The sequence below is a fragment of the Caballeronia sordidicola genome (assembly GCF_002220365.1).
GTDB classification, from domain to species: Bacteria; Pseudomonadota; Gammaproteobacteria; order Burkholderiales; family Burkholderiaceae; genus Caballeronia; species Caballeronia sordidicola_C.
In genome coordinates, this window is sequence record NZ_MTHB01000018.1 from 1 (window position 1) to 26,385 (window position 26,385).

Genomic DNA, 26,385 nt, shown 5'->3' on the forward strand with positions numbered 1-26,385 from the left:
GACGTCATGGAGCCACACTGGCAGAGCTCGAGCGAGCGGATGCGGGCATGCGAGGTGGTGCTGTGCCTGGATGACACGACCGAGTTGAACTTCAACGGTCAGGACATCACGGGGCTGGGGCCGTTGTCGTATGAAGCGCAGCGCGGCATGTACGTTCACGCGACCTATGCGGTCACGCCGCAGCGTGAACCGTTGGGCGTGCTCAATGCCTGGATGTGGGCGCGTGAGCGCAAGGGCACCGATGGTGTGCGTGGCGGCGAGAAGGAAAGCACGCGCTGGATTGAAGGATACGAACGAGTGGCCGAGCAAGCGGCGGATCTGCCGGGAACGCGGTTGGTGTACGTCGCGGACCGGGAGTCGGACATTCTTGCGCTGATGCGTCGGGCGCGCGATCTCGGCTGCCCAGCGGACTGGCTGATTCGCGCCCAGCACAATCGCGTGTTGCCCGAGGGTCAAAGGCTCTGGGATCACGCCGCGCAAGCTGAGCCGCTGGGTGAAATCCGCTTCATGTTGCATGGTCGCCAGCGACAGAAGGCGCGGCAGGTTCATCAGCAAATCTGGAGTCGGCGGATCGATCTGCCCGATGCCGAGGCAGGCGTCGTGTCGATCAACTGCCTTGTCGCGCGCGAGATAAACGCGCCCGCCGGCGTGACGCCGATTGAATGGCGATTGCTGACCAATCGCGACGTGCCGGATCTGGCCGAGGCCGCGCAGTTGATCGATTGGTATCGCGCCCGCTGGGAGGTGGAAACCTTCTTTCATGTGCTGAAGAACGGTTGCCGAGTCGAGGCGCTACAGCTGAGCACGATCGAGCGCATCGAGCGGGCGCTGGCGGTGTTCATGGTGGTGGCGTGGCGCATCGCTCGTCTCATGCGGTTAGGCCGAACCTGCCCGGACCTCGATGCCGGACTGCTGTTCGAGCCCGATGAATGGAAGGCCGCCTTCATCCTCAACAAGAAGACCCCGCCCGACAAACCGCCGCGGCTGAACGAAGTAGTACGGCTCGTCGCCATGCTCGGCGGCTTCCTCGCGCGCAAAGGCGACGGCGAGCCTGGCGTCAAAACCATCTGGCAAGGCATGCAGCGAGTGGTGGACTTCGCTGCTGGCATCAGATACGTACGCGAGCTTGAGCATCAGACTTGTGTGTAATGGAATGGGTTGAGGGACCTTTTTGTTGCTTTAATGTCCCGGATTTGTCCTGCGCAGTGAGTGACTGCATACTTGTTCGATCTATTCATATTCTTGTACTAACCCCTCATTTCATTCCAGCTTGCTCGACGGAGTCTCAAGTGCTTTGATGATGGAGGCAACGGCGGTGTGAATTGCCTTGGAACCTTTTTACGCCGCGATTTGGCGAGGATCGTTTCTAGCGGTTTGACCATAATATTTTGGAGTCCGAAACTGTGATTCAGCCATAGAACCGCGAGTTCGCCTCCAGTGTGTTCATCGTCAGAATCGCTTGGTAGTAGCGGGGCACTATCTGGCGAATCCGCCGCTTGGTCACCTCGTATAGTCTGGCCACTTCCGCCGGCGGTCCACCGTCAACGATTACCGCGTAGGCGATGTCCCGGCTTTTCTCAGCAAAGAGATGCCGCCATAAGACTGAGCCTGTTCACGCATGGCCGTATCAAGCGCCGTGAATTTCTTTGATATGCGACGGAATGTTTTGCCAAGTTGAATATCCGAGACGATATGGTGGGTGGGCATGAAAAAGGGGCGTCCACCCCCTTTTGCATCCCGGTTAAAGCGCCCAATTGTTAGGCGCAAGAGGATGAATCTGACGCTCCGAATCGTACCTAAAATCGTCGGGTAACACCCCAGTCTTGCAGCTCGGATGCAACGCATTCAGAAGCCCAATCGGGCTTTTTGAATTTAGCTCATCAACCAACTTGTTCATCATTTTTTCGGCTCGATCGTTACCTACTCCAACTAGCGCGGAGCACGCGAGCTGGACGAAAGCGACCCACAACCGCCAATCGGCGTCGTCCCGGCTCATGCCGGCCGCGGTCAAATCCGCCTGAAGTTGGCGAAGGCGATGGATCGAATCGGTCCCGACTTCGTATAGCTCCTCTACTCGCCAAACGACAGTTTTCCTAGGATCCGCGTTGTCTGCTAGCGCCTGTTTCGGCCGGGGAGCCGCTGACGGTTGCCGGGCCGCTATCGGTTCCGACGTTTGCTGACCGGCGATCGTCAGTGGGGAAAACTCGGGCGGGGGCGTAACGTCGGTAGTTGCGCGGTCGCCAGTAGCGCCCGTCGGATCCGAGCCCACGTCCAGATTTGGACCAGTGTGCGGAGCGCAGGTGGTGGCCTCGACGGGTGATGTCGAGGCGGCGGGCTGCAGAGCGGTGACATGGGCGCCGCCTTTGATCAGCGAGAGCCGAGCGTCGAGCGTGACCCGGCCAATTTTCTCCCCAGCCTTCATCGTATCGGCCAGCTCGTGGGCGGTATCAGCACTGACTGTTTCGATGTCGTCCATCTTGTTCGCCGCCTCAATGTCGTCGAACAGACCAGCCTCAAACAGTTCGCGCGTGATCAGCCCGTATTTGCGAAAGCGAAGGTGTTTTGAGATCCACGACGCGCTGCGCTGCTTGCCGCTCGGGGTCGTCCAAAGCTTCGCCGCCTGCTCACGGCCGAAACGCTCAACATCACCTGCAAGCCCCACTGCAGTCTCTTTGGCCGAAAGCGGCTTGCGATCCACGTTCTCCGACACCTGATATTGCCGGATCATGAAATCGGGGGTATCGGGGGGGAATATCTTGGCCGGGATGTCTTCCCACTCGTTCAGCGTGCTGCCACGCACTCGCCGCTCGCCACCGATCAGCTCATAGGTACCTCCGTCTATGGCTCGCACAAGGATGGCTGTGTGAACATGTCCGACGAGCTTCAGATGCTCTGCGAATGCCTTGATGTCGCTGAAATCGACGCGGTCCTGTGGCTTGACAATAATGTCCGCAATAGGAATTTCCCGAGTGATCGCGCCTGTTGCCTCCTCAATGGCCGCGGCGAGCGCGGTCCCCGGTACCATTTTCGACATTTGGGAAAAGCTGGTCAGTCTTCCGCCACTTTTGAGCTGCATATTTCTTCCTTTAAAGACCGATACGTTTGAACAGATTGTCGCAAACCGAACGCATTTCGGTCGCGGCGCGTCTGTCGCTGCCACCACGCGGGTTTTTCCAGACCGGATGCTCCTTCGCGAGCTTCGTCGCCGCCCACTCCTGCAGCTCGACGCACAGAATCGCGTCGGCCCAATTCTGGCGAAGCGAAATCAGCTCGGCCTGGTCGTAGGCTCTTCGCTTGTTTACTTCGTTTAGAAAAACGTCAAATGACTGCAGATCTCGAGTGGAGTCCTGGGCATTGATCCGATCCTTCTGCGTAAGGTCCAGCAGGCCGCTGGTGGCGTCTTCGTCAAGGTCACACGGCATCAGCGGCTAAGTCGGCACAAATGATTCCGGCAACGAGCAGATTGCTCATGGTCGGCGGTATGTCGATGACACATATATCGTACTGATCGGCCAAATTCTTGAGCGTTGAGCGTGCGTATTTAGGCGCAATCTAGCGACCATCCCAATATTTCGATGAGGTCGGCACCGCCGAGTAGGCAATCGCCCGGAGCAATCTCGATCGGTCGCGGCAGTTCTTAGTTCTCAAAAAGCAGCTGCGAGCTGCAGGAACGCTCGATCGGCGATAGTTCAACGTCGTTCCAATTTCGGCGGCTCGTGTGCGGGACCTCTGCCGAATTGATCATCAGGCGGTACCGCATCGTTCCGGTGAGATTTGCTTGGGGATCCAGATCGACGACCGGCGTTCCCAGACCCTCCTGCATGGCGTGAAGGACAGGCGCCGCGCGGTGGTTGTCTTGCCTACGCCGAACTTTCTGGTTTGCGATTGCAACGGTGTGCATGCTGTTCCTCGTCTCAGGCGTACTGCGCCAGCTCAATCGGTTCGAAAATGCGGCCGAGCGTGTTAAAGACTGCGAGCCAGTTAGCCGCATACAGATTCACTCGCTCCGATTACGTGCCCGTGTGCTGGCCAGCGGTGCTGTAGTGGCAGCCTTCCTGAAAACAGGTGACACGCGCCCCGCCCTGATGGGGATCGACGTCCAAACATATCTGCGACTCTGGATGCGTGCCGCGGGACACATGGTCGTGAGCGATATCGAGGTTCCGGTGACCGTCTGCGGTCTCGTCGACCGTGCAATGACTGCCACGTCCCCTGCTTCCCGTGCGGGTGCAAAGTGTGTACCGTTCGGCGCTTTGCCGAGGTTAGGCATCAGTTCAGTGAGGGTCCGATAGACGCGCAACCGCACGGTGTCCGACATCGAAGGCTCTGGTTTTTGACGGTCCAGTGAATCTGAGAAGGGTCGCTGTGTGCCAATGTCGTCATGGAATTATTATTCACAATATTGACCATCAAGGCACAAGGATAAAACCAGAGATATTCGTGGTTCACGGGAGTCGCTTCCACTAGAAGTTCGCATGTGGTACGCCGCTTCGACGCGATGTCAGCAAACGTGTGGCGCATTTGAGCGTGTTAGACGACGCAATACTAGGCGTGCGGTATGGGCAGCGAACGCTTGCGAAGCCCAAGGTGGCGAGGGACGTTCGAGCCGCCACCAATCGTTGTTACGACTTATCCTGCGGAATTTCAGTCAGTTTGAAGAATGAGCAAAATTTGGCATGCGAAATGGTGAGCGGGATGGCGTCATAAAGGCAGGCCAGGAACAGATCGTGTCGATGCTGGACGCGGGTTGTTCGAGCTGATATCGCAGAGCGTTTGAATTTACCTGCGGCCGTATAGGCCGACAGATTGCTCGTATCCGGGAGAAAGTGCGATCGGGCACGTTTGCTCCTCCCCTCTTACCTATCGAAGCCGCGACGACGCGCGGACGTCCAGACATGATCCGTTTCTTACTCTGCCTGCTCGGCGCTCTGTTCAATCAAGCGGCAGTGATGGGCCGCATGAATAATAGTGAAACCACCGACTTCTTCGCGAGCTTTGGGGAAGACCTGCGTGCCTCGGTAGAATTCGATACCGAGATCGTCAAGCTCGCGACTGCATTGGTTAGATGCCGAGTTAAACTGAGTTTCACCAGTGCGTTTGCTACTTGGTTTGGTTCTGCCGCGGATAGGTCGAAATTTCCTATTTTAGAATTGAGAAGCATAACGTATGGCTCCTTTTATCACTGATGACAGATAAAAGCGTAAGTCGCCACCATCTACGATCGCTCTGCCTTGCCCTGGACTTAGCAGATTGCTGGCCGCCTGAAGAGGGACCAATCAAACCTTTCAAAGGCCGAGCGAGGCGAGCGTTATGAGACGTTCTCTCCCATCTTCAACAGTGCCGGGCCTGCAATGTCGACCGGGTACCGCGCGCTCGAAGCTGGCTGCCTTGGACCGTAGCAGCTGATCCATGCTGCGGCGAGGCGAGAGTCTCGCAACAGGCAACTGAAGCGCTTGAGTCCTTCCCCCTGCCCTGTCTCGGCGGATTGGTTGCGCCGTGCCTCGACCGGGCCAAACAGTGCCAAACCTTCCCTCTCCGGTTGCACGGTGGGGGTGCTGCAGGGAACGCGATGTCCCAGGAGGTCGCAGGGTCCATCTCTTTTGTTGATGGCGAATCCCAATAGCTCTCATCAACTCGTCAACGTAGGCATCAAACCGCGAAACCTTCGCTTCATGAAAACCGGCGCGTACGTCTTGAAGAAGCCCCCCGCTTCCCAAGTGTAAAAGTGTTTGGTTCCGCCAAACATGATAATCCAATCCTGGTTCAGCCAGCTCGCCACGCACGGCTAACACCATCGCCCGATCGATGCGCTGCCGCGCGTGATGCTGCTGCAAGCGTCAACACTTCAGTCACCGCCTTGCAGATCACTGCCGTTAGTTTCAGTTTCGCCGTGCTTGCGCGCCCAGGCGCTTAAATGGTCTGCAAGCGGGGCGAGCCTTGTTCGGTCGCGATTTTGACAAGACCGTCTAGCATCCCACGCAGATGCCGGTCCGTCGCCCACGGCGTCGCCGCAAAACCGCCCGCGTCCGGATCGTAGTAGGACCGGCCGATAGCCGCAACTGCACTTATGGGCGCACCGCCGCGAGATCTTTTGCGGTATCGCCGTTAGTCACCGTGACGACGCAGTCATCGCTATCCTTTGGTGACTTCGCTTCGCCCGGTGGCCGAGACAGGAACCCCGCGATCACCTCTTTGGCGTCGGCAAGAAAAGTATCGCTGAAGGACGACGAGATCTGTGTGAAGGCCGCCCGCGTCGCGGCGAGTTGCGCGTCTGACGCCGACTCGCCCCAGAGCACCCTCTGCACGAGGGAAACGCCCCCGTGGCGCGCGACAAGGCGCAGCGCATAGCCGAGCGAGGCATTGGTCAGCTTCTCGGATCCGTAGGTGTCGGTGAGTGCAGTGAGGATAGCGAGTTCGACCCGATCGGGTCGTCGTGGCCCGCGCCCCTGCCCACCTCGCCGGACTGTAGCGTCGCGATCTGCGACGTCGGCCGGGAGCTCGCCTATCAGGCTGCTGGCGGCATCGAGCGCGCGCAGGCCTGTGGGCTCCCTTGCCCTGAACGCGGCGATCGCGGTGTCGAGGGCGAGGACGATGCGGGTGGTTTCGTGACTGGCCTTGTCGGGCATGAGCTTGAAGTCACGGACAAGTGCAACGTGAACTGAATTGGGCTGATCCTATGGTGGAAATGCTATCCGTACAATACGATCTATCAGAGAAGGACTCTGCCGTTGGGGTGACCAAATGCTGTTGCATAACGGCAATGGCGTACCGAACCCTGCCCCGCTATCGAGCTTCGCAACTTTGCGAAGTCCTCGGAATGGCGGAGGCAGTTGTTACATATCTTGGAACGCCGTTGCGGTCGGCTGACTGAAACTAATCAGTAATCGGACGAATCATCGGTTGCGGCCAGAGCGAGCCGCTCGGCCGCGGCTTTCAGCCGCCGATGGCAGGTCCTTAATTGCGGCTGACCGCTCACGCCGGCAGTGGCCGGCAGGTAAGCGTTGGGGTATGGGTCGGGCTTTATCGGTGGATGATTTCATTGCAGACTGTTAGTTGTGTTCTTGTCGCCGAATGCCGCGTTATTGCATTGGCGGACCGCTTCGAAGTAAGCGAGCCCTGCGCGTTGATAGCCGCGGTGTTTGCGGTTGGCGGGTGGATCTGCATGGCTGTGCGACGAAACTGTGTTCGTTAGGATTGACCCGCGGATGTCGAGCGTCTGATACCCAGGCCGAACATACCCTTACCCTGCGTTCCGTAACGTCATCGTGGTTCTGTCGATGATAAGAGGACTTCACGAGGGCGGAGAATACCTCAGGCATCACGTTATCAATTCGCTTGGTGACTATAAGACTTCGTTCTAGGCTGCGACCGGTTCCGGGCTCCTTTGAAAGCCAGCGTATTCCGCTGAGATGCTTGCTGGGAGAGGCTTGTTTCGGTTTGGTGATCTTTGTCGAAAATCGCGGAGCGAACTAAAGAAGTTCTTAAGACCTTCTTAAAACCTTCTAGTAGTCGACAAAATGGTTTATTTTTGCAACAAAATCAATATGTTAGAAAGAAGGTGGGTGCGTATCTGACTATATTAGGTGTCTATTTGACTGGGTTGGGTGACCAATCGACTGTATTCGGTGACTATCTGACTCTGAGCGGTGTGTATCTGACTTAGCGTGCTTTGCACAACCGTTTGACGCTCGAAGCGGAGGGGTTTGCGCCAGCCACGCCTTTTTTCGACAATGAATCGTCGTTTCCGAGGGGTTGAGTAACCGTATTCAGCAAGCCTAGTGATCATTTGACTAGCCGAGGCACGTATTACGGCTGTGAATCTAGTCAATTAGTCACCCGCCAACGACAACACAGTGATTATCTGACTGAGACAGAAGCTTGCCGCGCGAGGTGATAGCTTGCCGGTCAGAGGGCTTTGGCAGCGCCTACGGCGTCAGAGGTGAGCATTTGACTTCGCGTCACCTTAACCTTGTCGGTATCGTCAATTTGCCACGAGGACAGAAATCCCACCTCGGTCAGTCGGGTAAGTGCGGCCTTGATCGCACGGCGGAAGAACTTGATCTCGGCCATCCGAGACCCACAAAGCTTGTGAATTGTCTCGACTTTCATGGGATAGGGGTTCTGGTTGGTTGAATAGAAGGCGTGCAACCATTTTTCCAGAGGCGATAACTGAGAGCGCACTTGCCAGTCGATCCTCGTGTAGTCACCGGGCTTAAGCTGTGCCGCAACCTCAGTATTGATCTGTACTTTCCAAAACGTGACTTCGTCGAAGCTACCTTCCTGGGCACCCGCGTACTTGAGCAACAGCGGGCCACCGTAAACCACTGGGACACTTGTTTTAGTACGAGCGCGTGTGACTTCGAGGGCACACGCAGTGAGGCGCCGTATCGTTTCCCGCAGCTCAAGCAGGCTGCGGGAGTTTTGGGTCCAACCGAGTAGCTTTACTAAAGCACGGGCGTCAAATTCCACCCATTCTTGTCGGCTATCGACCGTGACGCCCCTGGATAGATGGAGGATCTGCAGATAGACATCGTAGTCACGCTGCCGCAGCTCCTCGCCTGTGTACGTGATCTTGATATGCTCGAGCGCATAAATTGGCTTGGCTTTTAAGTCCATGCGCGCATCTTTCTGACCGCACGTGAACAGCGCAGAGCGGACCAGGTCGTGGAGAACTGGTCGATGCTCTTCCGACCATAGTGGAATCTGAACACGGGTGGGGGGGCGCGGTTGTTCGGCGGGTGCAGTTCTGCGAAGCACCATCGACTTCTCGAGCCGCACGACAATATCCAGTGCCGATTCCTTCGGCACAGTCGTCTCGCTGCCCTTCTCTTCGCCAAAAAACTCCGGCGAAATGAGGCTAGATGATTTTTTTAGGCTCATTCGACTTTGATAGGTGCTCGTGATCGAGTATTCTAGTGCCGATCACCTTTTAACACTACAACAACATTTTTTGATCGGATGGCCTAATGATAGATCCCCTGCGCGCCGGTTACACGATTGCCGATATCGAAGACCAAGCAAACCGGGTAGCTGATGTAGTTGAGCGCGTCCGAAACAGCATTTTCTCCCCGGATTATTTGAAAAAAGCACCGACCTTTTCTGTTACTCAACTTGCCGCGCTTTGCCGGATTGATCGAAGTGCGTTAATGAGAAGGCTTGCAAAGGGCGATCTTCCGGCAGGCAAGGAAATCAATAAGGCCAAACGCGATTTTACGCTCACCGAAGCGCGTCGTTGGACCCGTGCGTACGGGCGGTCTTATACGCGCAAAGCTGATGATCGCGCCGTAGTGGTCACTACCGGGAATAGCAAAGGCGGAGTGAGCAAGACAACCACTACGATGTGCATGGCCCAGGGCTTGTCGCTTCTCGGGTATCAGGTGTTGTGTATTGATCTGGATCCTCAGGGTTCATTGACGAGTTTGTGCGGATACTTGCCAGATACTCAAGTTCAGGAAGAAAACACCGTGCTACCGCTTTGCGCCGGTGACGAAACATCGCTTAGGTACGCTATTAAGTCGACTTACTGGGATGGCCTCGATGTGGTGGGTTGCAGTCCGGTCGCGTTTGCGGCGGAATTCCATATCCCAAGCCGGCAGTCGAAGCGAGAACCGGGCTTCAGATTTTATGATGTCCTCAACAAAGGGCTCGAAGACCTGCGTTCGGAATACGACGTCATTCTGATCGATACATCCCCTACCCTCTCTTATTTGTCTCTGAACGCGTTCTTCGCGGCCGACGGTCTGATAATGCCGATTCCGCCGCGTGGGATGGACTTTGCCAGTTCCAGCCAGTTCTGGACGCTTTTTTCCGGTTTGGCTACTTCCATTGCAGAACAAGCCGGTGGCGAGAAAGTTTGGAAGTTTATTAACGTTCTGCTTTGCATGACCGAAGGTCAAGGGAACGTAAATGAGAGTGTTGTTCGGGAATGGGTCAAAGTCGCGTACGGGGATAAACTCATGACCGGCGAAATTCCAAAGACAGTTGTATCTAGTTCATCGGGCACCAAATTTTCGACGGTTTATGACATCACAAAATACACGGGCAGCGCAAAGACATATCAGACGGCTCGGGTCGCCTACGATGCTGCGATCGATCAAGTTGAAGCGCAGATTCGACGCGTTTGGGCGATTGATTAAGGAGGGTTCACTATGACAAGCAAAAAAGAGGAAGCGGCGCGATTGGCGGCCGCGGCGCTCGATCCAGGTCTTTTGCCACGATTCGAACGGAGAGCACCCCGTGTCGCGATGAACGCGGTTACGGATTTCACGGGAGAGCTCGACAAGATCGAGAAAGATCTGAATGATGCGAAACGCAAGCTTGCTTTGTTTGAGGGCTCCCTTCCTACTCGTGAACTTGACCCGACTTTAATAAAACCCTCGAGGTTTGCGAATCGAATAGACGGGTCGTTTTCGGGCCCTTCTTTTGAAGGCTTTAAACAAGAGATCGCGAGTTCGGGTATTAATGTCCAGCCGATCAAAGTCAGATCGATCGGCGATGGCGCGTACGAGATTGTATTTGGACATCGGAGGCACCGGGCTTGTCTCGAGCTCGGCTTTAGTGTTCTCGCGGTCATCCAGGAGAACATGTCGGACAAGGAATTGTTCGAAGAAATGAGCCGGGAAAACGAGCAGAGAAAAGATCTTTCGGCTTATGAACTCGCTTTGCATTACAAGCGAGGCATTGATCTGAAATTGTATAAGAACTGGTCGGAAATCGCCGCCGTTCTAGGGAAGACAAAAGGGCTAGTCAGTCGATACAGTGCACTCGCTGATCTTCCTAGAGCCGTGATCGACGCGTTTGCTTCCCCGAACGATATTCAACCGAAATGGGCCGAAAAACTTCGGCAAGTTATCGAGGCCGACGCACCGGCAGTCATGCAGGTTGCGAAGACCGTCAAAAACAAAGGACTCAACGCGCGCGCCGTGTTCGAGTCACTGATTAATCAACCAGAGAAACCGTTCACCCGGGTGAACTTTCCGGCTGGGATATGGATTGAGTCGGGGCTTAAGGTGACGATAGAGATAGATAAAACCGCGCTTTCGGCTGAAGGCATTGAGTCACTGCGGTCTTTTGTGGCGTCGCTTCAAGGAAAGAGTTCACCCGGGTGAACTCTATGAGTCGGACGGTTTGATGCGATGCACGCTCGATTTTTCGGCACTAACGGTTTCGAGCCAGTTTTGTATGACGGCTCGATCCGAAGAACGTCTGACGCGAATTCGCGTCCCGCCAATTGAATCCGATCAGCCGCCGTATCGTGCGGGTAGGGCGGCGATCGTTGCGCTTTTTCATCGAAACGAAGATCAAAGATATCGCGGGGCATTGGTGCAGGTATCTGATTCAGCTAAACAACGAGCAAATCAATAAGTGTTCCGCGCGGGTGGAAAGTGAAGGGCGCGTGAACACTCATAGTCCCATCACGTTGATGCTGCGCTGTGGTTCGATCACACCTGCACGTCACGACCTAGCGCTTCGCGCCCTATCGAATTCAAATTAGCTGGTTCAAGCAGTCGGTTCGCTCACGACGTAGTCTCCATCTGTGGCCAGATACCTAAGCCATCGACAGGAAGGCCGGGCCGCTAAAAGATGCAAGTCCCCAGCCGCTCGATTCGCTGAAAACTCAACGGTCTTTGCAGGAAATAATCGCCCCTGAGGACTCGTTGGCTTCACTGCCGTATGTCCAATCCTGCATTCAGCGCCGAAGATGCGACCCATATCTGTGTCGCGTTAAGGCCGCTTCGCCGTCGATGGCGAGCGGAGAAGGTCAGATGAATGGTTACTATGCACAATTCCTACTCCATATTGCGAAGCTGCAATTCGTAACAACTCGGCTCCTTGCAGCGCGCTCTTTTGCGACCCTAAAAAGGCTAGAAGGCGGAAAACGCCTAATTGTTGTCACGAGCGAGACGCGACATTCAAGTACTGTACAAACATACAGCATGCGAGGATGGCATGGAGAACTGCGTACGGGTACGTAACGAGCAGGATCGTCAGGTGTTGCGGTGGCTGATCGACACGATAGGAGAGGGCGCAGTGCAAGATGCCGCGCGCGCGTGCGCTATCGGCGACAACAAGCCCTATTTGTCGATGGTCACGCCCCGTCTTGGCCTAGTACCTCGACGGTGGGCGCCGGGAGCAGTGGCCCCTGATGCGATCGGCGAACAGCACCTCCTGACGATTTACGCCATTCTGCATCGTCGGCGCAGAGGTCCCAAACCGATTTCCGGCGCGCATTGACGGTCGAGCGGTCGTGAAGTCACGAGACTAACTGTGAAGCGAAATATCGGTATGCCTGACCAGTCATAAACTGTTGTAGTTGCCCAGTTCGAGCACCCTCGCACGCGATCGAGCGAAGGATAGTGATGTGACGGATCGTTGGCTGAGGAGGGAATGAACTGCTCAGCCAGCTTTCAGGCGCCGGCCACGAGTCTAGCGAAGCGGCGCGGCCACCCAAACGGGCGGCCGCCAGCAGGTGAGCGCCAAACTAGTCGATACTCAAGCCGTGCGGGGCCTTGCGAGCCGATCATCAAAACACCTCCTCGTCGGTCGAACGCACGTTGTAAACAATCTGCATCACCTGCTTAACGGCGATTGTGCTACGAGTATGTCCTGCAAATGCAACACATCCGGTTCATTATGAAGAGAGCCATCGCTTCCATCACTCCGCGTCAATCCGGAATTTTTGGCAAGCGGCTGAAAGTGTCTTGAACGAGGGCGAGAGTCTGTCACTACTAACGGAGGAATCGTTGCGTTCAAGTGATGCTAATCGTCAACAGCGACGGGAGATTGTGGCGCGAGGCCTCGCATCTTGCGAGGAAGCCCGGCGCACGGGCGAGTACTTCGCGGAGGTCGAGCCCCATACGGAGCTTGGAGTCACGCTGGCAGCGGCGCAGAAATCGAAAGCTGATCATTGAGCGATCGGGTTCGCTATACCGGCCAAGCTCGCGCGAACCTTATTCGTCTATATCGTTTCCCTCTAGAACATGATAAGTCTGCCGCCGGTTTGGCGTTGGAAGTGATCCGGAAGGGTGCGGACATACTTTATTGTTTTTCTTACCTGCCGGAAAACCGACCCAAACAATCCCTATCTGCCCGAGCTCGTCCGCTCTTTTGGCGAATCCGACTACGTTGTCCTGTTCGAAATCGAGGATGAAAAACGGTCGGGATTCTCGCAGTCAGGCCCCGGCGCGAAGATGACTATCATTGATGTCGGTGGCAGATCCAGATCTGCTTGGAACACGCGACATTCTGGGGGTATTGTCAAATTTATGGACCGTTGCCGCGTGCTCTAGGGGGCATGTTTCTAGGACGAAGGAGGGTGCGGCGAAAGAATCGGTGCATTGACGCGGCATGTTGAGCCAGTAGCTAACCTTGCGGCGCGATAGGCATGGCGGGCGATTGGCGTTGCCCGGGCGGTGGAGGACAACCGACGCGCATCGTGAAGGAATAACGCCGCGCAAGGCCCCTTATACCGGCTCCCCCGCACCAACTTTGCGGAATCGTGGAACACTCGCAATCTTTTGCGCGTGGCGAAAACCTTCGGATAATCAACGGCTAACGCTCGCCCACGCGAAATGTTCCACGGCGAACCACTGTCACGCGCGGAACAGCGCTTATTGGTAGCGCCGCCGAGTACGGAAACCAAACACCCTTCCGCAAAACCGCCAAAGCGTATCAATCGATACGTAATTTGTAAAAATCGCGCGCTTCTTGCGCCCTAACGTGATCTCCGGCGCTGGGGCGGAGCGGTAGAAAGCGATCAACGGACCTGCGCCGTTTTAGCCACTGCCCGCGAAGGCGGGGCATTTCCGCAACACGCGCTCTTTTATCGGCCTGACACCCATCGCATTCGTCACAATATTTGGTATGTTTAGTCAGAGGCGTGAAACGGTGGTTTTGCGATCGTGGGGTAGGGCGCCCTGATAAGAGTCGCGCAGTCACCAACGTCTCACGTGTGGCAACTCAGGGAGATCAGACATGCTGCGATGGTTAGCAAGTTGGGCGGCTCGCTACGCGCCTACCGTGGAGCAACAGGCTCAAAAAGCGTTGCCAGAGTTACGCATGGAGCTATTCCAAGCTGAGCAACGAATCCTCGATGCACAGGTACACGCCGACTACTACCGATCGCGGTTGGTGTTTTGCGAATCGGTTTTAAAGAACGGTATCGAACAAGTGAGTGATCTGCGACGGGAGCCGCAGACGGCGATGGCGACGCCGCGAACTGGCCCCAAACTAACGACTGCGCAATCGGCCTGAGCGCATTGGATTAGGCGGCTGCGATTTTGACGGTAGGCTCCGGCTACGCACATCAAGCATCAAGATGTCCTTTCGCGATTCCGACCGCCTGACATCGTTTCACTTATCCTCGTGTTTAAGAGGGGCAGCCAACCTCTCACTCGAGCAAGCCTGGCTGTTCGTGCAAAGACCGATAGGGCTGGTTGAGTCCCCGCGGCGGCCGCTTTCGATGACGTCTGCCGGAGTTCACATCTCGCATAACGGCGGACTGCTCATTGCGCCTATCCGAGGGATGAGGCTTCGTGCAAAGGGTGCTTCGAAGAGCGAAGCGTCGTGTCTGCACGCCGAGATGGTCGATTCGGTTGTCAACACCATCGAAGCATCAGTGGTCATACAGCTCCTGCAGCGGGCAGGTGGCAGATCGGCATGGCGATCGTGCAGCAAAAGCAGGGCGTTGACCAGCTGTGGAATCCAACGCGCGAACACCGGAGAGCAAGGGTGGCCTTAAGACCACCGAGAATCTGGAGCGAAGGAATCGTGCTTTGCACGCTTCAGTGGCGATCGGCGCTCGCATCTGACTGCCGCTCGCCATTGAGCCAGTCGTCTAGCTCGGGATGCACCGTATAGCGCGGGTTGCCCATCCATGCGACTAAGTCATCTTGCAACTGATCGCACATACGCTCATCAAAATCGAATGCTTCGTCGAGTCGCCCGCTTCCGTCATGCCGCAGATGCGCGCCGGCGACACGGCGCCCGTCCCAATAGGCGACGGTAAATTCGTTCAAGTCCACGGTGGTGCCCCGAGGCCGGTCGCGCAGAAACAGAGAAAGCGTGCCTTGAAACGCTATGCGATCAATATCCACAATTTCCTCCCGATAGTCACAGTATCTACACGACTCAACCTGGCTCCGCGTTAATCGCCTGCTATGTGTGCGATCGAACACATAAATTTGCCGGGAGACGCCGATCTGTTACGAGCGAACGTATACCTTTAACTGCTGCTTCCCGTTCGGAGGGCACATGCGATTCGAATATCGCGGGTTCAGTATCGAGTGTCGCTTCACCGTCTCCGAGGCGGAGTTCATCGGACAAGCAACTGTCTCCAGGCCGTCAACGGGTGAAGAGCCGCACATCGCGTTTGAATCCGATGAGCTTAAGTCGTTTCCCACTCAACAGCAGGCTATCGACTACGCACGGGTCTGGTCTGAAATGTGGTGCGATGAAAGGTTGAATTCTGGTCTGAAGAAAACCTCAGTGCCGGCGCGTCGCCGGCGTCAAGATAAGTAGCCTTGAGCGGCTGGCATTTCTTCGCGATGAATCCATCTATCGAGGCGGACCTACCACTTCGGAGCGGGCACGCCGCCGTCACGATGGCGTTGTCCTTCGCGGATCATCGCGCTCATAGGCGAGGCAAAAACGCAGTCAAAAGAGAAGAGACCTGCTTGCGGGAAGGGTAGGCGAGGAGAAAGCAAAAGAAGGGCGGCGTCTGGTTCTCCAGTATGCTGACTAGACGCTCGGTTGCGATATGGGCCGCCGCCTCATGTTCCAATACATAGGCGACGCCGAGACCATCGACTGCGGCTTCAATCATTAGATCGGGATAACTGAGTATCACCGTTCGTTATCGGAGTAGTCGAATGTTCGCGAAACGCCTCAGACGGGACGGCGCCGTTGTGCCGTCTGCCCCGGCCAAAGCCGTAGGCCGAAATCCATAACGATCTGCTTCTGCGAAGGCGCGGTGATCTCGGCTTTAGGACACTCATTGCAGCACCTTCATTGCGCTTAAAAAATATTTCTACTAGATAGATAGTTATCCAAACTGATAATTGTTATTATCAGATAAGTTTTTAATGCGTAAAATCGGGGGTATTCGACTTTACACGTAGCTCTGAGCTAATGATCTGCTTTAAAACGAGGTTTGCGGCGAGATCCGGCGTCTTCGGCGCAGCGGGGAGGGCGCTTGGCTAACCAGACCCAGCAACTCGCGTTGCCCGCTCCCCGAACCTACAGTCGCACCGACTTCACGGCGCTGCGCGCGTTCGTTCAGCACATCACGCCTGCGGTCATCGCGCGCCGCTATTACGATCCCGATGACCGCGCGGTCTCGCCGCAGGCGGCGACGCCCGATGCGATGGAGCGGTTTCTGCGCACGATGCTCGATGATCTGGTGCAGCTCGCATTGCGCCATGGCTCCGCAGTGCTCGCCACCCACCTGAAAGCGTCCATCAAGCAGCACGGCAGCGCAAAGCTCACCGCCGTGACGCTGCGCATGGTCGAGCAGGCCTCCACCTTGGCGGCCGCCGTGCCCGCGCCCGATCATGGCCTCGGTCTGTGGTTTCGCCCGCTGGTGACCAAACGACTGGTGGGAGAGGGCATCCACACGCTGGGTCAGCTGATCGCCTACTGCAATTCGCACGGCGGAAGCTGGTGGCGCTCGGTCCCGCGCATCGGACCGCACCGGGCCCGGGTGATGGTCGCCTGGCTGCGCCGGCACGAGCGCACGCTCGGCGCGAAAATCGACGCCGATGTCGACACCCGGCCGCTCGCGCCGGCCTCCGATCTGGATAACGTGGTCGTAATCGGCGGCACGGTCGAGGCACCGTTACTGGCGCCGTTCGAGCGGCTCGCGATTCCGACAGCGCTGTCGGGTGAGCACGGCAGCAATCGTGCGCGCGAGTTCGCGTTTATCCGCGCGCAGCACGATCTCGCCGCGGTCCACGCGTATCTGAATCGCTATCGCGACCGGTCACCGACCCTGCGCGTGTACACCAAAGAGATTGAACGTCTGGTCTTGTGGCTGGTGGTGGTGCGAGGCGTTGCGCTCTCGTCGATGACGGTGGAAGACTGCGAGGCGTACAAGGATTTTTTGAAAGCGCCGGTGGCGAGTTTTGTGGGACCGAAACGCTCGCGGGCGAGCGGCCGTTGGCGACCGTTTACGCCCGATGGCTTGTCGGCCGACAGCCAGGCCTATGCGGTGCGCGCGATTCGCGCGGCGTTTGCATGGTTGACGACTGTCCGCTATCTGGCAGGGAATCCGTGGAGCGCGGTGACGGATCCCGCGACGGTAACGAAGGAAGTTTCCGTGCAGGTCGACCGTGCGTTGTCGGCCGATCTTTGGGCGCTTGTGCGCCGGGCACTCGATCTGCGCTGCGGGAATCAACTGCTCAACGAAACGCCGGAACAAGTGCGACAGTGGCGAACCGCGCGCGCGGCGATTTTGCTGATGGGCGATTCGGGCTTGCGTCGCGAAGAAGCGGCGAACGCGCGGCGCCAGGATCTGCGCTCAATCCGTCAAGTGACGTTGGCGGGCGCCGCTAAAAAAGCGGGGGAGGGCGGAGCAGCGCAAGTTGAGATCTGGACACTGAGCGTGGTCGGCAAGCGGCGCCGGCAGCGGACGGTGCCGGTGAGTGCGGCGACGGTTCGCGCGTTGCGCGCGCACTGGATTGATCGCGGTGAAAACTTCCATGCGGCTCAGGACGATGCGCCGCTGATCGCCCCGCTGGTGATCCCCGCGACTTTGACCGCCCGCGCCAAGCACGGCAATGAAGACGGCGACCGGGGCGAAGACCCGACCGAAGTGCAATCTGATGGCGATGATCGTGCGCAAGCGAAGAAGGCGTATGCCCCGGATGCGCTCGCGCGGCTGGTGCGGCACGGCATGAAGCAGCTCGCCGGTGAGTTGTTACGGGAGGGTGTTTTATCGCACGATGCCCATGCGCACTTGCTGGACACCTCTGCGCATGCGTTTCGCCATACCTTCGGTACAAGGGCCGTTGCTCGGGACATGCCGATCGACGTCGTCCAGCGCGTTCTCGGCCACGCCTCGCTGCAGACAACGTCCATTTATGTGCGCGCCGAACGGCAGCGCATGCTCGATGCGGCGGCCCAATACTATTCAGAAGACGGCGGTTAGCACGCGTGTGCTGCGACGTCGCCGACGTCGAGCAATAATGCCAGAAGGACGGCGCTGATGCGCGAGCGCGAATGGGATGCACCACCGGAGTTCACAGTGAGAAGAAACGCCGAAAACAAGTTGATAGTTGTCGCCGTGCGCATTGATCCGCAGATCGAGCAACGACTGCGCTTGCTGGCCGAGACGACGGGGCACAAGCAGTCGTTTTTTTTGCAGCAGATGATCGAGCGTGGTATCGACGCCATCGAAGAAACTTGGTTGCCGCACGAAACGCTAAGTCGAGTTCGGAGTGGCAAAATGCCGATGTCACAACCAAGCGGCAAGACGTCCGATCTTTTCGGCGATGTCGTCGACAATGAACGTTAGATTAGAACTGACCTCAACGGCTTTTTATCGGCCTATGAGGTGCTCGGACACAGGCAACAGGACGACGCTATACCGCCGAAATTTGCCCAACAGCGACAATGCCGGTTCGCTAACTTTGGCTGGGGCGAACGTATTCTGGAGGTGATTCGACCACGCTCAACCTCTGTTGGCGTCGAATCTATCTCTCTTGTCGCGCAGCGACTGCAACGGTGGTCGGCGAATCAGAAAGTGGAACGAAACGTCGTGTTTCGCCGTCGAGCGCATCGATGCGACCCATTTCGATGTCGTAGACCCAGCCGTGCAAATTCATGCGCCCTTGCTCGAGCGCGAGCGCCACCGATGGATGCGTGCGTAGATTCGCCAGTTGCGCGATCACGTTTTCGCGCACAAGGCCGTCAAGCTTCGCGCGAGGCGTGTCGAATTGATGTGCTGCGTTGATCGCTTTTGCGGCGTCCGAATGACGAAGCCAGTTAGCGACCGCGGGAAGATGATCCAGACACGTACAGCGTGAAATTGCACCCATCGCACCGCAATCCGAGTGGCCGCAGATCACGATGTCCTGCACCTTTAGCACTGCGACCGCATATTCGACGGTGGCCGAGACGCCGCCGGGTTCTGGACCATAGGACGGAACGATGTTGCCGGCGTTGCGGATCACGAATAGTTCGCCCGGTTCGCGCTGGGTAAGAAGCTCGGGCACGACACGGCTATCCGAGCAGGTGACAAACAGCGCCTTCGGGCTTTGCGTCGTCGCGAGTTGACGGAAAAGCTCGATGCGTTGCGGATAGACCTCACGCTGAAATCGCAGAAAGCCGTCGATAATGTCACGCATGAAGTTCTCCACAGTCGAATGTCGGATGCGGGCACCGGGCTCGGTACGCCATCGCCGGTTTGACCGTCATTATCTGCGACATCGTGAGTGGGTGTCGATCGACGCTGCCCCTCAAGTCCCGCTAAGCGCGACGCATGTCCGGATCATTCTGGCGGCTATGATTGTCGTCCCTTAGCTTGAAAGAGGAGCTCCGGTCGTCTTGACGTCGGCTACGGCTTCCTTCGGTTCAGCATCGAATGCGGAATTGATAGGCGGCCAACGGCCCAGAGTGTGTCAAAACGCTTTTTTGAAGAGCTAAAATATCTCATCCGGTAACGGGGGTGAGCGAGATGAAACGGTTTGTTCAGGGCGACAATCGTACGCAAAGCTTTCTTCTTCCCGAAGCCCTCGACGACTACGTGACGGACACCAACCCTGTTCGCGTAGTCGATGTCTTTGTAGATGAGCTTGATCTTCAGAAGCTTGGGTTTGAAGGCGTCGAACCAGCACTTACCGGCCGGCCTTCGTATCATCCTGAGGTGATGCTTAAGATCTACATCTACGGTTACCTGAACCGTATTCAGTCCAGTCGTCGCCTTGAGCGCGAGGCCCAGCGCAACATTGAATTAATGTGGCTCACGGGCCGCTTGGCACCGGACTTCAAGACCATTGCGCGGTTTCGCAAAGACAACGGCAAAGCGATCCGCAGCGTCTGCCGTCAGTTCGTCATGCTATGCCAACGCCTGGACCTGTTCGCCGAAGCGCTCGTTGCGATAGACGGGAGCAAGTTTAAGGCAGTGAACCATCGCGACCGCAACTTCACGAGCGCAAAGCTGGAGCGGCGCATGCGGGATATCGAGGCAAGCATCAGCCGTTATCTTGCGCAAATGGACACCGCCGATCGCCAAGAACCCACTATCGCGAAGGCGAAGACGGAGCGGCTGCAAGACAAGATCGCGGCGCTCAAAGAGCAAATGCAAATCCTCAAGCAAGTCGAAGTTCGACTCAACGCGGCTCCCGACAAGCAAGTGTCGCTCACGGACCCGGACGCGCGTTCGATGAAGACGCGGGGGACAGGCGTCGTCGGCTACAACGTCCAGGTAGCGGTCGATGCAAAGCACCATTTGATTGTCGCGCACGAGGTAACCAACAACGGTATTGATCGAGAGCAACTCACGTCTATGGCGAAACTCGCGCGTACGGAAATGGGCGTTGAGAAACTCACGGCAGTTGCGGACAGAGGCTATTACAAAAGCGAAGAGATACTCGCGTGTCACCAAGCTGGCATTACCGTGTTCGTTCCTAAGACGGTGACGTCGAGCGCGACGGCTCACGGTCGCTTCAGCAAAGACGATTTCATTTACGATGCCGAGGCGAACGAGTATCGCTGCCCAGCGGGAGAGCGTCTCACATGGCGCTACGTGACGATCGAGCGCGAGCTAAAGTTGCACCGTTACTGGAGTTCGAACTGCCAGCAGTGTTCGTTAAAGGACAAGTGCACGCCGAGCATACAACGCCGGGTGACACGCTGGGAACACGAAGGAGTTCTCGAGGAGATGCAAATTCGTCTTGACCACAGCCCCGAGATGATGCGTATCCGAAGACAAACCGTCGAGCATCCGTTTGGCACAATCAAGGCTTGGATGGGAGCCACGCATTTCTTAACACGAACTATCGAGCGAGTCAGCACCGAGATGAGCCTGCACGTGCTTGCGTACAACATGAAGCGAGTCATTAAGTTACTCGGATCAGAAACGGTCATGAAAGCGATGCAGGCATAGGCCTGCGTGCAACCAACCGGAGACTTGACCACATCCTCTTTGATGAAATTGATGTTCCGCATGCCGCATTCAATGATCCGCACTTCGTTGCGAGAGCACGTGTCGTCGGAGTTTGTGCCGTTACGCGTTTTGACACGGTCTGGGCCAACTACGGTCGTTGGCAAGGATTTTCACGCAGGCGTGCGGGTGTCTGCTCTCGCCAGACAACAGACCTTAGTACATGGTGGGTGAGGCTGGCCGAATGGATTATTGAGCTCGACTTTGCTGGCGCATACTATGGACATGTACCGGGTCGCGTCACCAGTTGGACGTCCGTCGCTACTTGCGAAAACCGTTCTTTCTGGGTCATCTCGCAATTTGAATTCTTTGTTTAGGCTTAGCCGTACTTTGCTCACGCAAGATAGCGGCTGACCGGAAAACAATGCCAGAGCACGGCTGAGCCGAAACTATTAAGACCATCGTGCGACGCCGTCGCCAAGCAATCGCGTCCGCAAAAATGCCCACGAAGCCGCGGCCGATCCGGCCGAATTTGTAATTCGCTGAATATCCATCTGGAAACGATAGTTCCCCTCGACCAGCTGGAGAAGGTGTTAGTTCGGTTACCGATCGACCTTCCAGCCGAAGCGGATGCGTGACGATTGCTGAGTTGCATTACTTTCGGTTACGAGAGGCCGATTTAGTCTTGCTTACGGCTGCCTGACCGGCCGTTAAGCCTTGCCTGACAAAGCGTGTCCGAAACGGTTGTCAAAAGGGAGTTGCAACAATGTTAAACGCCCTTTTTTTGCGATCACCCTGGCGAGATAGGGATTGAATGGAGAAGTTGCTAAAACAGATATTTTTAAATAGTGGCTAGCTCTTGCTCTGATACCGCTGCTAACTGAGATTGTTCGGTTCGGCAGAGGGAGCGCAAGCTGACAGGCTCCGAAAGTTGGCTTTTTGTCAAATCAACAAGGCTCCCGCCCGAAATTGAACGGTTCGTAATTGCGCTGCTCGAATTTGCGGCCTGCAACGGAGATTTCGAACATCTCAACGTCGGTGAGGTACAACATGACCAGCACCTCACCTTTCAGAGCTGGCATAGCGTGCTCGATGACCTCATATTCGCCGGCACCGTCATTCGAAAACCAAGCGTCTGCCGACTGTTTTCCCGCGCAACGTTCGGTTTTACCAGCGCTGACGACGTCGTATGCAAACGAGTCTTGGTCAAGTGTTTGATGTAGCCGCCAACGACGTGGAACGTGGGGTGCCGCTGCTCGCCAACGAATTCCCTGGGCGTTGTAGCTGGCGACAATAACTGGCAGAGAATCGACCTCAGCCATTCTAATTATGGCGGCGGCCATGCTAACTTCGAAGGCGCGCGCGACTTCCTCAATATGTTTAAACGAAGGTCTGTTCGTTCCCGAGCGAATGGCAGGGTCAAACAGATACCGTGGCATCAGTAAATGCGCGGCGCAGCTGTCGGCTTCCTTTTCTAGCTTCGCGTCCGATGCGAGGTTTTCACTTTGGTCATCGACCCGGCAGCGAAACGATTGTCCTCGGTGGAGATTCCAGTGCCCCAACTCATGCGCCACGGAAAACCGCTCGCGGCCTCGGTTCCCTGAGGGACGGACGGTTGCGATTGCGTGATTTTTGATGCCTGCCAAGGTAGCCGCACAGCCATCAAGTGGTTCATACCGCACATCCATTCCCCCATCGCACGCGATAGCTTCGACGTCAAGTTCCGACGGAGACGCTATTCCAAACTCAAGAATGAGCGCCTCGGCGCGTTGACCGGGGGTCATTCGTTTTCCCCTTGGTCTTCTTGAAGTTGCGTTAGCTGGGAATAAAGTCTTCGTATGTCTGCTTCAGACATATCGCTGAGTTGCCGAGCGGCCAGTGTGACTCGACCATCGTTTGCAGCGTCGCGTAAATAGGCTTTTATCTCCTCCAGTGACGCCGAGGACTGCGCAGCTACGGCGCGATCCTGGTTCTGGAGGCGTACCCTTGCTGCAGCTAATCGCCTACGGCCGGCTTCACGTCCCGCAACGGCGATACGAGCATTTGCTCGCTCGTTGATAGCGTTGACGTCTTGACCTTCGAGAACTTCGTCGTCTGACACAGCCATCAATTCGTGCATGTACGACTCGAGAAAACTCGACGAGAACTCAGGCTTGCGCGATGCGCTCATCCGTTCCTCCTTTCGTCTTCCATCGTTTCAATTTTCCTAAGCAGCCGTTTTCGAGCAGCTTCATATTGGTTTTCGTTCATACCTAGCGCGTCGATGGCTTCTTTACCGCGCCGTCCCATCGCCCACTCCCAGGCTACCAAGGTCGCATCCTCGTCGTCTGCGAGGAGTGCCTCGAGCTTCTTCAACTGCTGGGCGTCGTACGCCGCGTCCTCTGGAGTCACCGTTTCGACGGGCTGGACGTTGCAAACCAGCAAGTCGGTCTCTTCCATCGTTTCACTGGGCGCAACTATCGTTCCGGCCTTCATGGGACCGTTCGTCTCGCGTTTCCGGTAATTGCTGGCCATGCTGTCCAGGACGGATGCAATCGCCGGCACAGCGTTAAAGCCGCGACGCCAGATGCGTTCTCCGCTAAGCAGCTTCATATATGCCTCTTGAAGCAAGTCTTCGTGAGTCGTGCCAGATACTCCGGCAAAAGCATATTGCGCAAGCCGCTCGACCCGAAACCGGTCTGCCGCCGACATATTCTCAAGTTCCATCTTGACCTCCGCCGGACTCAGGCGGTGGTCTGTATCGGAGGCTTCTCTCATAGCGCCCGAACTCCCCATATTGGTAAGACTCCCCGGGCGCCTTCTACGGACACCGTGGAAGAAAATTTTTATTGAGACGTCCGTGCGGCCATTCTGGAGAGTCTTACCAAGTATCGGCGAAGCATTTTGCGCTTCGCCGCTCCAGATGAGCGAGGACAATCTGATGATAATAGAACGCAAGACGCGCGACATCAATCGTTACCTGTCGCATCTGCCGGAAGGCAAAAAATACAACCTCGGCGTGCGCGTGAGCCCCGAGCATGCTCGCCGTGTGGAGGCTTTGGGCTTCTCAAGCCCACTGGTTGTCGGCGAGCGCCTGCTGCCCCCAGCGCGCGGCGCAGCTAGCCGCCGAAACGCCAACGGCTTCGATATCGTGCATCGTGACCAGCCGAAGGAGACTGCGTACCGTCAGATTAGCTGGACTTACAACCAGCGGCACGGTAAGCGCGAGGTGGAGGTGACGGAAGTCAAGGATGTTCCGTACTTTCGTTATCCGCGCACGAAGGTTCCGCCGTATTCAATCGAGTTCGTTGTCTCGGCTGACCCGGGTGGCGCGCACTGCATTGTTGCCGGCCCGTTCAAACGCACGGATACGCAGAACGCTGCTGCTACGAACACCGCGAACATGTTGTTCGAGCAGTTTGGCTCGTTCGAGGTGCTAGACACCTCTCTGAGCCCGTCGGTCGATGTGCCGGTGCGCCGCCTAAACTGGAAGCTCATGCCGGCCGGGAAGAACCCATGGAAGTCGGCATGGCCCTCCCTCGAGACCGTCATCGAAAAGGGTCGCGGTAAGAGTCGCGAGGTCGTCGCGGCGCGCTTCAAGGAGGTAGGCAGATACCATCCCGAATTCATCGCTATCGGCTTGGGAGGATTCGATGACTACGTCGTGTTCGGATTCCCCAGCATAGGCATCTGCGTCCTAGAAAGCCGCTTTACTAACAACGCCACGTATGTTCTCGCGCACGCGAACTGGGAAGTAATTTCCCAAATGACGAAGGCGGAGATTTTGTCCGAGTCAGCGCACGAGGATCGGTTAATTCACGACCGCAACTGGTTTGACGCTCTGGCCGCGTCGCTGGCACGTCCTTCCGCAAACGCAGCTTAGTAGGGTGGTGCTACAGCGTCGGGTGGGATGATGGTTGGACCGACCTGCCGGCCGCTCCAACGAATCTTGAACACAGAGAACACGATGACGGATAAGAGGTCCCCAGACGAGCAGCAGAAGTTGTTGCTCGAAATTATCAAGCGTTTCGACGGGTATATCAACGCGACAAATTCGAAAATCGCCGTTGTGTTGTCGTATTGCATGGCCTACATCGGCGGGTTGGGATTTAAGCTCGTTGACCTTTCGGACAAGCGTGACCATGACTGCGCATGGTGGTTGCTGCTCTTCGTGTCGCTGCTGTCCGTGCTTGCCACGCTCGTGGCAGCACAGTTTGCATATCGGGCGCTCAAGCCTCAGACCCCCGCAGGTCGCGCGCTTCACGAAAAACCATCAGTCGTGTTTTTTGGTGACGTCGCGTCTCACGCAGGCGGCCGCGACGGGTACAGCGCGTATCTCGCATCGCTTACGACGGACGAAATCCTGGCAGACCTCTCGTCGCAGGCACACGTCCTTGCGACGATTGTGGCATCGAAGTTTCGCCTGCTCAGTAATGCCGTCACGTGGCTCGTTCGCGTCCAGCTGCCGTCGTTCGGTGTCCTGCTGGTCATGTTGATTACCGCGCTTTCGAAGGCGAGCTGAATCCTTCTCATTTTGAGGCTACATTATGCGCAAAGATGTTGAGCAGTTTCGTGGAAGTTTCGGACGTTTGTACGAGGGCAGTAAATCGAAGACGTTAACCAAGCGGTCGGCGCTCGTGATGGATAGCACCGACCAACCGGTTTTTGAAGCTTACGCGGACGCCGCCGTGTTTCCTGCTGTCCAAGAAGAATATGCAGTCCAACGACCGATTCGGGAGTGGTTCGGGAAGACTCCCGCGCTCAACAATGGAGCTATTGGGTCGCATCCCGAGTTTGCACACCTTGAAGGCTAAAGTGGCCCCCGCTTTTGAGACAACGGTTTAAGCTGTGGTCTGAAAGTGGATGAAGGCGAATGGTGGAAAGCAAAAAGAGGAAGATTCACGGCTCAGAGTTCAAGGCAAAGGTGGGCTTGGAAGCGGTGCGCGGCGTGAAGACGATCAACGAGATAGCGCAGCTGTATGATGTGCATCCAGTGATGGTTGGGCAATGGAAGAAGGAAATTCTCGCTAACGCCGGCGCGTTGTTTGAGAACAAGCGCGGTCCGAAACCGGAGGCGGCACGAGACGGCGAGGATCGTTTGTATGGCGAGATCGGGCGGCTGAAGATGGAGCTGGACTGGCTTAAAAAAAAGTCCGGCTTGTAAGTCGTCTGGTCCGACTTGGCTGGATTGATCATGACGAGACTCTGCCGATTGTCCGACAGTGCGAGCTGGCCAGCGTCGCGCGCTCGAGCGCATATCGCCTGGGCATGGGGCATGAAGCTGATCAAACCGATTTGCAATTGTG

General features: G+C 56.6%; 21 protein-coding genes and 1 pseudogene. 12 read left to right on the forward strand and 10 right to left on the reverse strand.

Annotation, left to right across the window (positions count from 1 at the left end; all coding sequences use genetic code 11):
* Positions 1-1,149: IS4 family transposase (locus tag BSU04_RS01810; protein ID WP_089158986.1), on the forward strand; the 1,149-nt coding region annotated here is incomplete at its 5' end.
* A gap of 592 nt (positions 1,150-1,741) precedes the next feature.
* On the opposite strand, the gene BSU04_RS01815 is transcribed toward BSU04_RS01810, so the two are convergent.
* Together BSU04_RS01815 and BSU04_RS01820 are read right to left on the reverse strand one after the other, a co-directional pair.
* Entirely contained in the window at positions 1,742-3,076 is a 1,335-nt protein-coding gene (locus BSU04_RS01815) for a ParB/RepB/Spo0J family partition protein (RefSeq protein WP_089158987.1), read from the reverse strand.
* Positions 3,077-3,086: 10 nt separating this feature from the next.
* Positions 3,087-3,422: a hypothetical protein gene (locus BSU04_RS01820; RefSeq protein ID WP_089158988.1), complete on the reverse strand. Its 336-nt coding sequence runs from the start codon at positions 3,420-3,422 to the stop codon at positions 3,087-3,089.
* 1,473 nt (positions 3,423-4,895) lie between these two features.
* Between BSU04_RS01820 and BSU04_RS01835 the strand changes: the two genes are divergently transcribed.
* Positions 4,896-5,186 carry a hypothetical protein gene (locus tag BSU04_RS01835; RefSeq protein ID WP_089158991.1) on the forward strand — a complete coding sequence of 97 codons (291 nt, stop codon included), beginning with the start codon at positions 4,896-4,898 and terminating at the stop codon, positions 5,184-5,186.
* An 879-nt stretch (positions 5,187-6,065) separates the two neighbouring features.
* Here the strand turns inward: BSU04_RS01835 and BSU04_RS01840 are convergent.
* Positions 6,066-6,626, reverse strand: coding sequence for a hypothetical protein (locus BSU04_RS01840; RefSeq protein WP_089158992.1), 561 nt, complete (start codon positions 6,624-6,626; stop codon positions 6,066-6,068).
* 1,279 nt (positions 6,627-7,905) lie between these two features.
* Entirely contained in the window at positions 7,906-8,880 is a 975-nt protein-coding gene (trfA, locus tag BSU04_RS01845; protein WP_089158993.1) for a plasmid replication initiator TrfA, read from the reverse strand.
* 86 nt (positions 8,881-8,966) lie between these two features.
* Here trfA and BSU04_RS01850 point away from each other — a divergent pair, with 86 nt between their 5' ends.
* The 3 genes from BSU04_RS01850 to BSU04_RS01865 all read left to right on the forward strand — a co-directional run bounded on the left by BSU04_RS01850 (position 8,967) and on the right by BSU04_RS01865 (position 12,234).
* Entirely contained in the window at positions 8,967-10,136 is a 1,170-nt protein-coding gene (locus BSU04_RS01850) for an AAA family ATPase (RefSeq protein WP_089158994.1), read from the forward strand.
* Positions 10,137-10,148: 12 nt separating this feature from the next.
* Positions 10,149-11,108 carry a ParB/RepB/Spo0J family partition protein gene (locus BSU04_RS01855; RefSeq protein WP_089158995.1) on the forward strand — a complete coding sequence of 320 codons (960 nt, stop codon included), beginning with the start codon at positions 10,149-10,151 and terminating at the stop codon, positions 11,106-11,108.
* A gap of 841 nt (positions 11,109-11,949) precedes the next feature.
* Positions 11,950-12,234 carry a hypothetical protein gene (locus BSU04_RS01865; RefSeq protein ID WP_089158997.1) on the forward strand — a complete coding sequence of 95 codons (285 nt, stop codon included), beginning with the start codon at positions 11,950-11,952 and terminating at the stop codon, positions 12,232-12,234.
* 2,549 nt (positions 12,235-14,783) lie between these two features.
* Here the strand turns inward: BSU04_RS01865 and BSU04_RS01885 are convergent.
* On the reverse strand, positions 14,784-15,095 hold the full coding sequence (locus BSU04_RS01885) for a hypothetical protein (protein ID WP_179258172.1): 312 nt from the start codon (positions 15,093-15,095) through the stop codon (positions 14,784-14,786).
* A gap of 157 nt (positions 15,096-15,252) precedes the next feature.
* Here BSU04_RS01885 and BSU04_RS01890 point away from each other — a divergent pair, with 157 nt between their 5' ends.
* Positions 15,253-15,519, forward strand: coding sequence for a hypothetical protein (locus BSU04_RS01890; protein WP_089158999.1), 267 nt, complete (start codon positions 15,253-15,255; stop codon positions 15,517-15,519).
* A gap of 112 nt (positions 15,520-15,631) precedes the next feature.
* Here the strand turns inward: BSU04_RS01890 and BSU04_RS01895 are convergent, their stop codons facing one another.
* Positions 15,632-15,823, reverse strand: coding sequence for a hypothetical protein (locus tag BSU04_RS01895; RefSeq protein WP_089159000.1), 192 nt, complete (start codon positions 15,821-15,823; stop codon positions 15,632-15,634).
* Positions 15,824-16,192: 369 nt separating this feature from the next.
* Here BSU04_RS01895 and BSU04_RS01900 point away from each other — a divergent pair, with 369 nt between their 5' ends.
* Positions 16,193-18,145: a site-specific integrase gene (locus BSU04_RS01900; RefSeq protein ID WP_089159001.1), complete on the forward strand. Its 1,953-nt coding sequence runs from the start codon at positions 16,193-16,195 to the stop codon at positions 18,143-18,145.
* 96 nt (positions 18,146-18,241) lie between these two features.
* On the forward strand, positions 18,242-18,511 hold the full coding sequence (locus tag BSU04_RS01905) for a hypothetical protein (RefSeq protein WP_089159009.1): 270 nt from the start codon (positions 18,242-18,244) through the stop codon (positions 18,509-18,511).
* Between the two features lie 178 nt (positions 18,512-18,689).
* Here BSU04_RS01905 and BSU04_RS01910 read toward each other — a convergent pair whose 3' ends face one another.
* Positions 18,690-19,343 (reverse strand): carbonic anhydrase, encoded by a 654-nt coding sequence (locus BSU04_RS01910; protein ID WP_089159002.1) that lies wholly within the window; start codon positions 19,341-19,343, stop codon positions 18,690-18,692.
* A 329-nt stretch (positions 19,344-19,672) separates the two neighbouring features.
* Between BSU04_RS01910 and BSU04_RS01915 the strand changes: the two genes are divergently transcribed.
* Positions 19,673-21,103 (forward strand): IS1182 family transposase, encoded by a 1,431-nt coding sequence (locus tag BSU04_RS01915; RefSeq protein ID WP_089159003.1) that lies wholly within the window; start codon positions 19,673-19,675, stop codon positions 21,101-21,103.
* Between the two features lie 944 nt (positions 21,104-22,047).
* On the opposite strand, the gene BSU04_RS01920 is transcribed toward BSU04_RS01915, so the two are convergent.
* Genes BSU04_RS01920 through BSU04_RS01930 form a run of 3 tightly spaced genes read right to left on the reverse strand, consistent with a single transcriptional unit; the run spans position 22,048 to position 23,857 of the window.
* Positions 22,048-22,884 carry an ImmA/IrrE family metallo-endopeptidase gene (locus BSU04_RS01920; RefSeq protein ID WP_089159004.1) on the reverse strand — a complete coding sequence of 279 codons (837 nt, stop codon included), beginning with the start codon at positions 22,882-22,884 and terminating at the stop codon, positions 22,048-22,050.
* Positions 22,881-23,270 carry a hypothetical protein gene (locus tag BSU04_RS01925; RefSeq protein ID WP_089159005.1) on the reverse strand — a complete coding sequence of 130 codons (390 nt, stop codon included), beginning with the start codon at positions 23,268-23,270 and terminating at the stop codon, positions 22,881-22,883. The genes BSU04_RS01920 and BSU04_RS01925 overlap by 4 nt, the downstream gene beginning before the upstream one ends.
* Entirely contained in the window at positions 23,267-23,857 is a 591-nt protein-coding gene (locus BSU04_RS01930; RefSeq protein WP_144021099.1) for a hypothetical protein, read from the reverse strand. Before BSU04_RS01930 ends, BSU04_RS01925 begins: the two co-directional genes overlap by 4 nt.
* 163 nt (positions 23,858-24,020) lie before the next feature.
* On the opposite strand from BSU04_RS01930, the gene BSU04_RS01935 reads away from it, so the two are divergent.
* The 3 genes and pseudogenes from BSU04_RS01935 to BSU04_RS01950 all read left to right on the forward strand — a co-directional run.
* Positions 24,021-24,962, forward strand: a complete 942-nt coding sequence (locus BSU04_RS01935) for a hypothetical protein (RefSeq protein WP_089159010.1) — start codon at positions 24,021-24,023, stop codon at positions 24,960-24,962.
* A gap of 84 nt (positions 24,963-25,046) precedes the next feature.
* Entirely contained in the window at positions 25,047-25,601 is a 555-nt protein-coding gene (locus BSU04_RS01940; RefSeq protein WP_089159007.1) for a Pycsar system effector family protein, read from the forward strand.
* A 351-nt stretch (positions 25,602-25,952) separates the two neighbouring features.
* A pseudogene (locus BSU04_RS01950) lies at positions 25,953-26,385 on the forward strand (IS3 family transposase); the annotation flags it as partial.

Coding starts and splice junctions, on each gene's coding strand:
- BSU04_RS01815 (WP_089158987.1), bottom strand. CDS start 3,076: ATGCAGCTCAAAAGTGGCGGAAGACTGACCAGCTTTTCCCAAATGTCG.
- BSU04_RS01820 (WP_089158988.1), bottom strand. CDS start 3,422: ATGCCGTGTGACCTTGACGAAGACGCCACCAGCGGCCTGCTGGACCTT.
- BSU04_RS01835 (WP_089158991.1), top strand. CDS start 4,896: ATGATCCGTTTCTTACTCTGCCTGCTCGGCGCTCTGTTCAATCAAGCG.
- BSU04_RS01840 (WP_089158992.1), bottom strand. CDS start 6,626: ATGCCCGACAAGGCCAGTCACGAAACCACCCGCATCGTCCTCGCCCTC.
- trfA (WP_089158993.1), bottom strand. CDS start 8,880: ATGAGCCTAAAAAAATCATCTAGCCTCATTTCGCCGGAGTTTTTTGGC.
- BSU04_RS01850 (WP_089158994.1), top strand. CDS start 8,967: ATGATAGATCCCCTGCGCGCCGGTTACACGATTGCCGATATCGAAGAC.
- BSU04_RS01855 (WP_089158995.1), top strand. CDS start 10,149: ATGACAAGCAAAAAAGAGGAAGCGGCGCGATTGGCGGCCGCGGCGCTC.
- BSU04_RS01865 (WP_089158997.1), top strand. CDS start 11,950: ATGGAGAACTGCGTACGGGTACGTAACGAGCAGGATCGTCAGGTGTTG.
- BSU04_RS01890 (WP_089158999.1), top strand. CDS start 15,253: ATGCGATTCGAATATCGCGGGTTCAGTATCGAGTGTCGCTTCACCGTC.
- BSU04_RS01895 (WP_089159000.1), bottom strand. CDS start 15,823: ATGATTGAAGCCGCAGTCGATGGTCTCGGCGTCGCCTATGTATTGGAA.
- BSU04_RS01910 (WP_089159002.1), bottom strand. CDS start 19,343: ATGCGTGACATTATCGACGGCTTTCTGCGATTTCAGCGTGAGGTCTAT.
- BSU04_RS01915 (WP_089159003.1), top strand. CDS start 19,673: ATGAAACGGTTTGTTCAGGGCGACAATCGTACGCAAAGCTTTCTTCTT.
- BSU04_RS01920 (WP_089159004.1), bottom strand. CDS start 22,884: ATGACCCCCGGTCAACGCGCCGAGGCGCTCATTCTTGAGTTTGGAATA.
- BSU04_RS01925 (WP_089159005.1), bottom strand. CDS start 23,270: ATGAGCGCATCGCGCAAGCCTGAGTTCTCGTCGAGTTTTCTCGAGTCG.
- BSU04_RS01930 (WP_144021099.1), bottom strand. CDS start 23,857: ATGAGAGAAGCCTCCGATACAGACCACCGCCTGAGTCCGGCGGAGGTC.
- BSU04_RS01935 (WP_089159010.1), top strand. CDS start 24,021: ATGATAATAGAACGCAAGACGCGCGACATCAATCGTTACCTGTCGCAT.
- BSU04_RS01940 (WP_089159007.1), top strand. CDS start 25,047: ATGACGGATAAGAGGTCCCCAGACGAGCAGCAGAAGTTGTTGCTCGAA.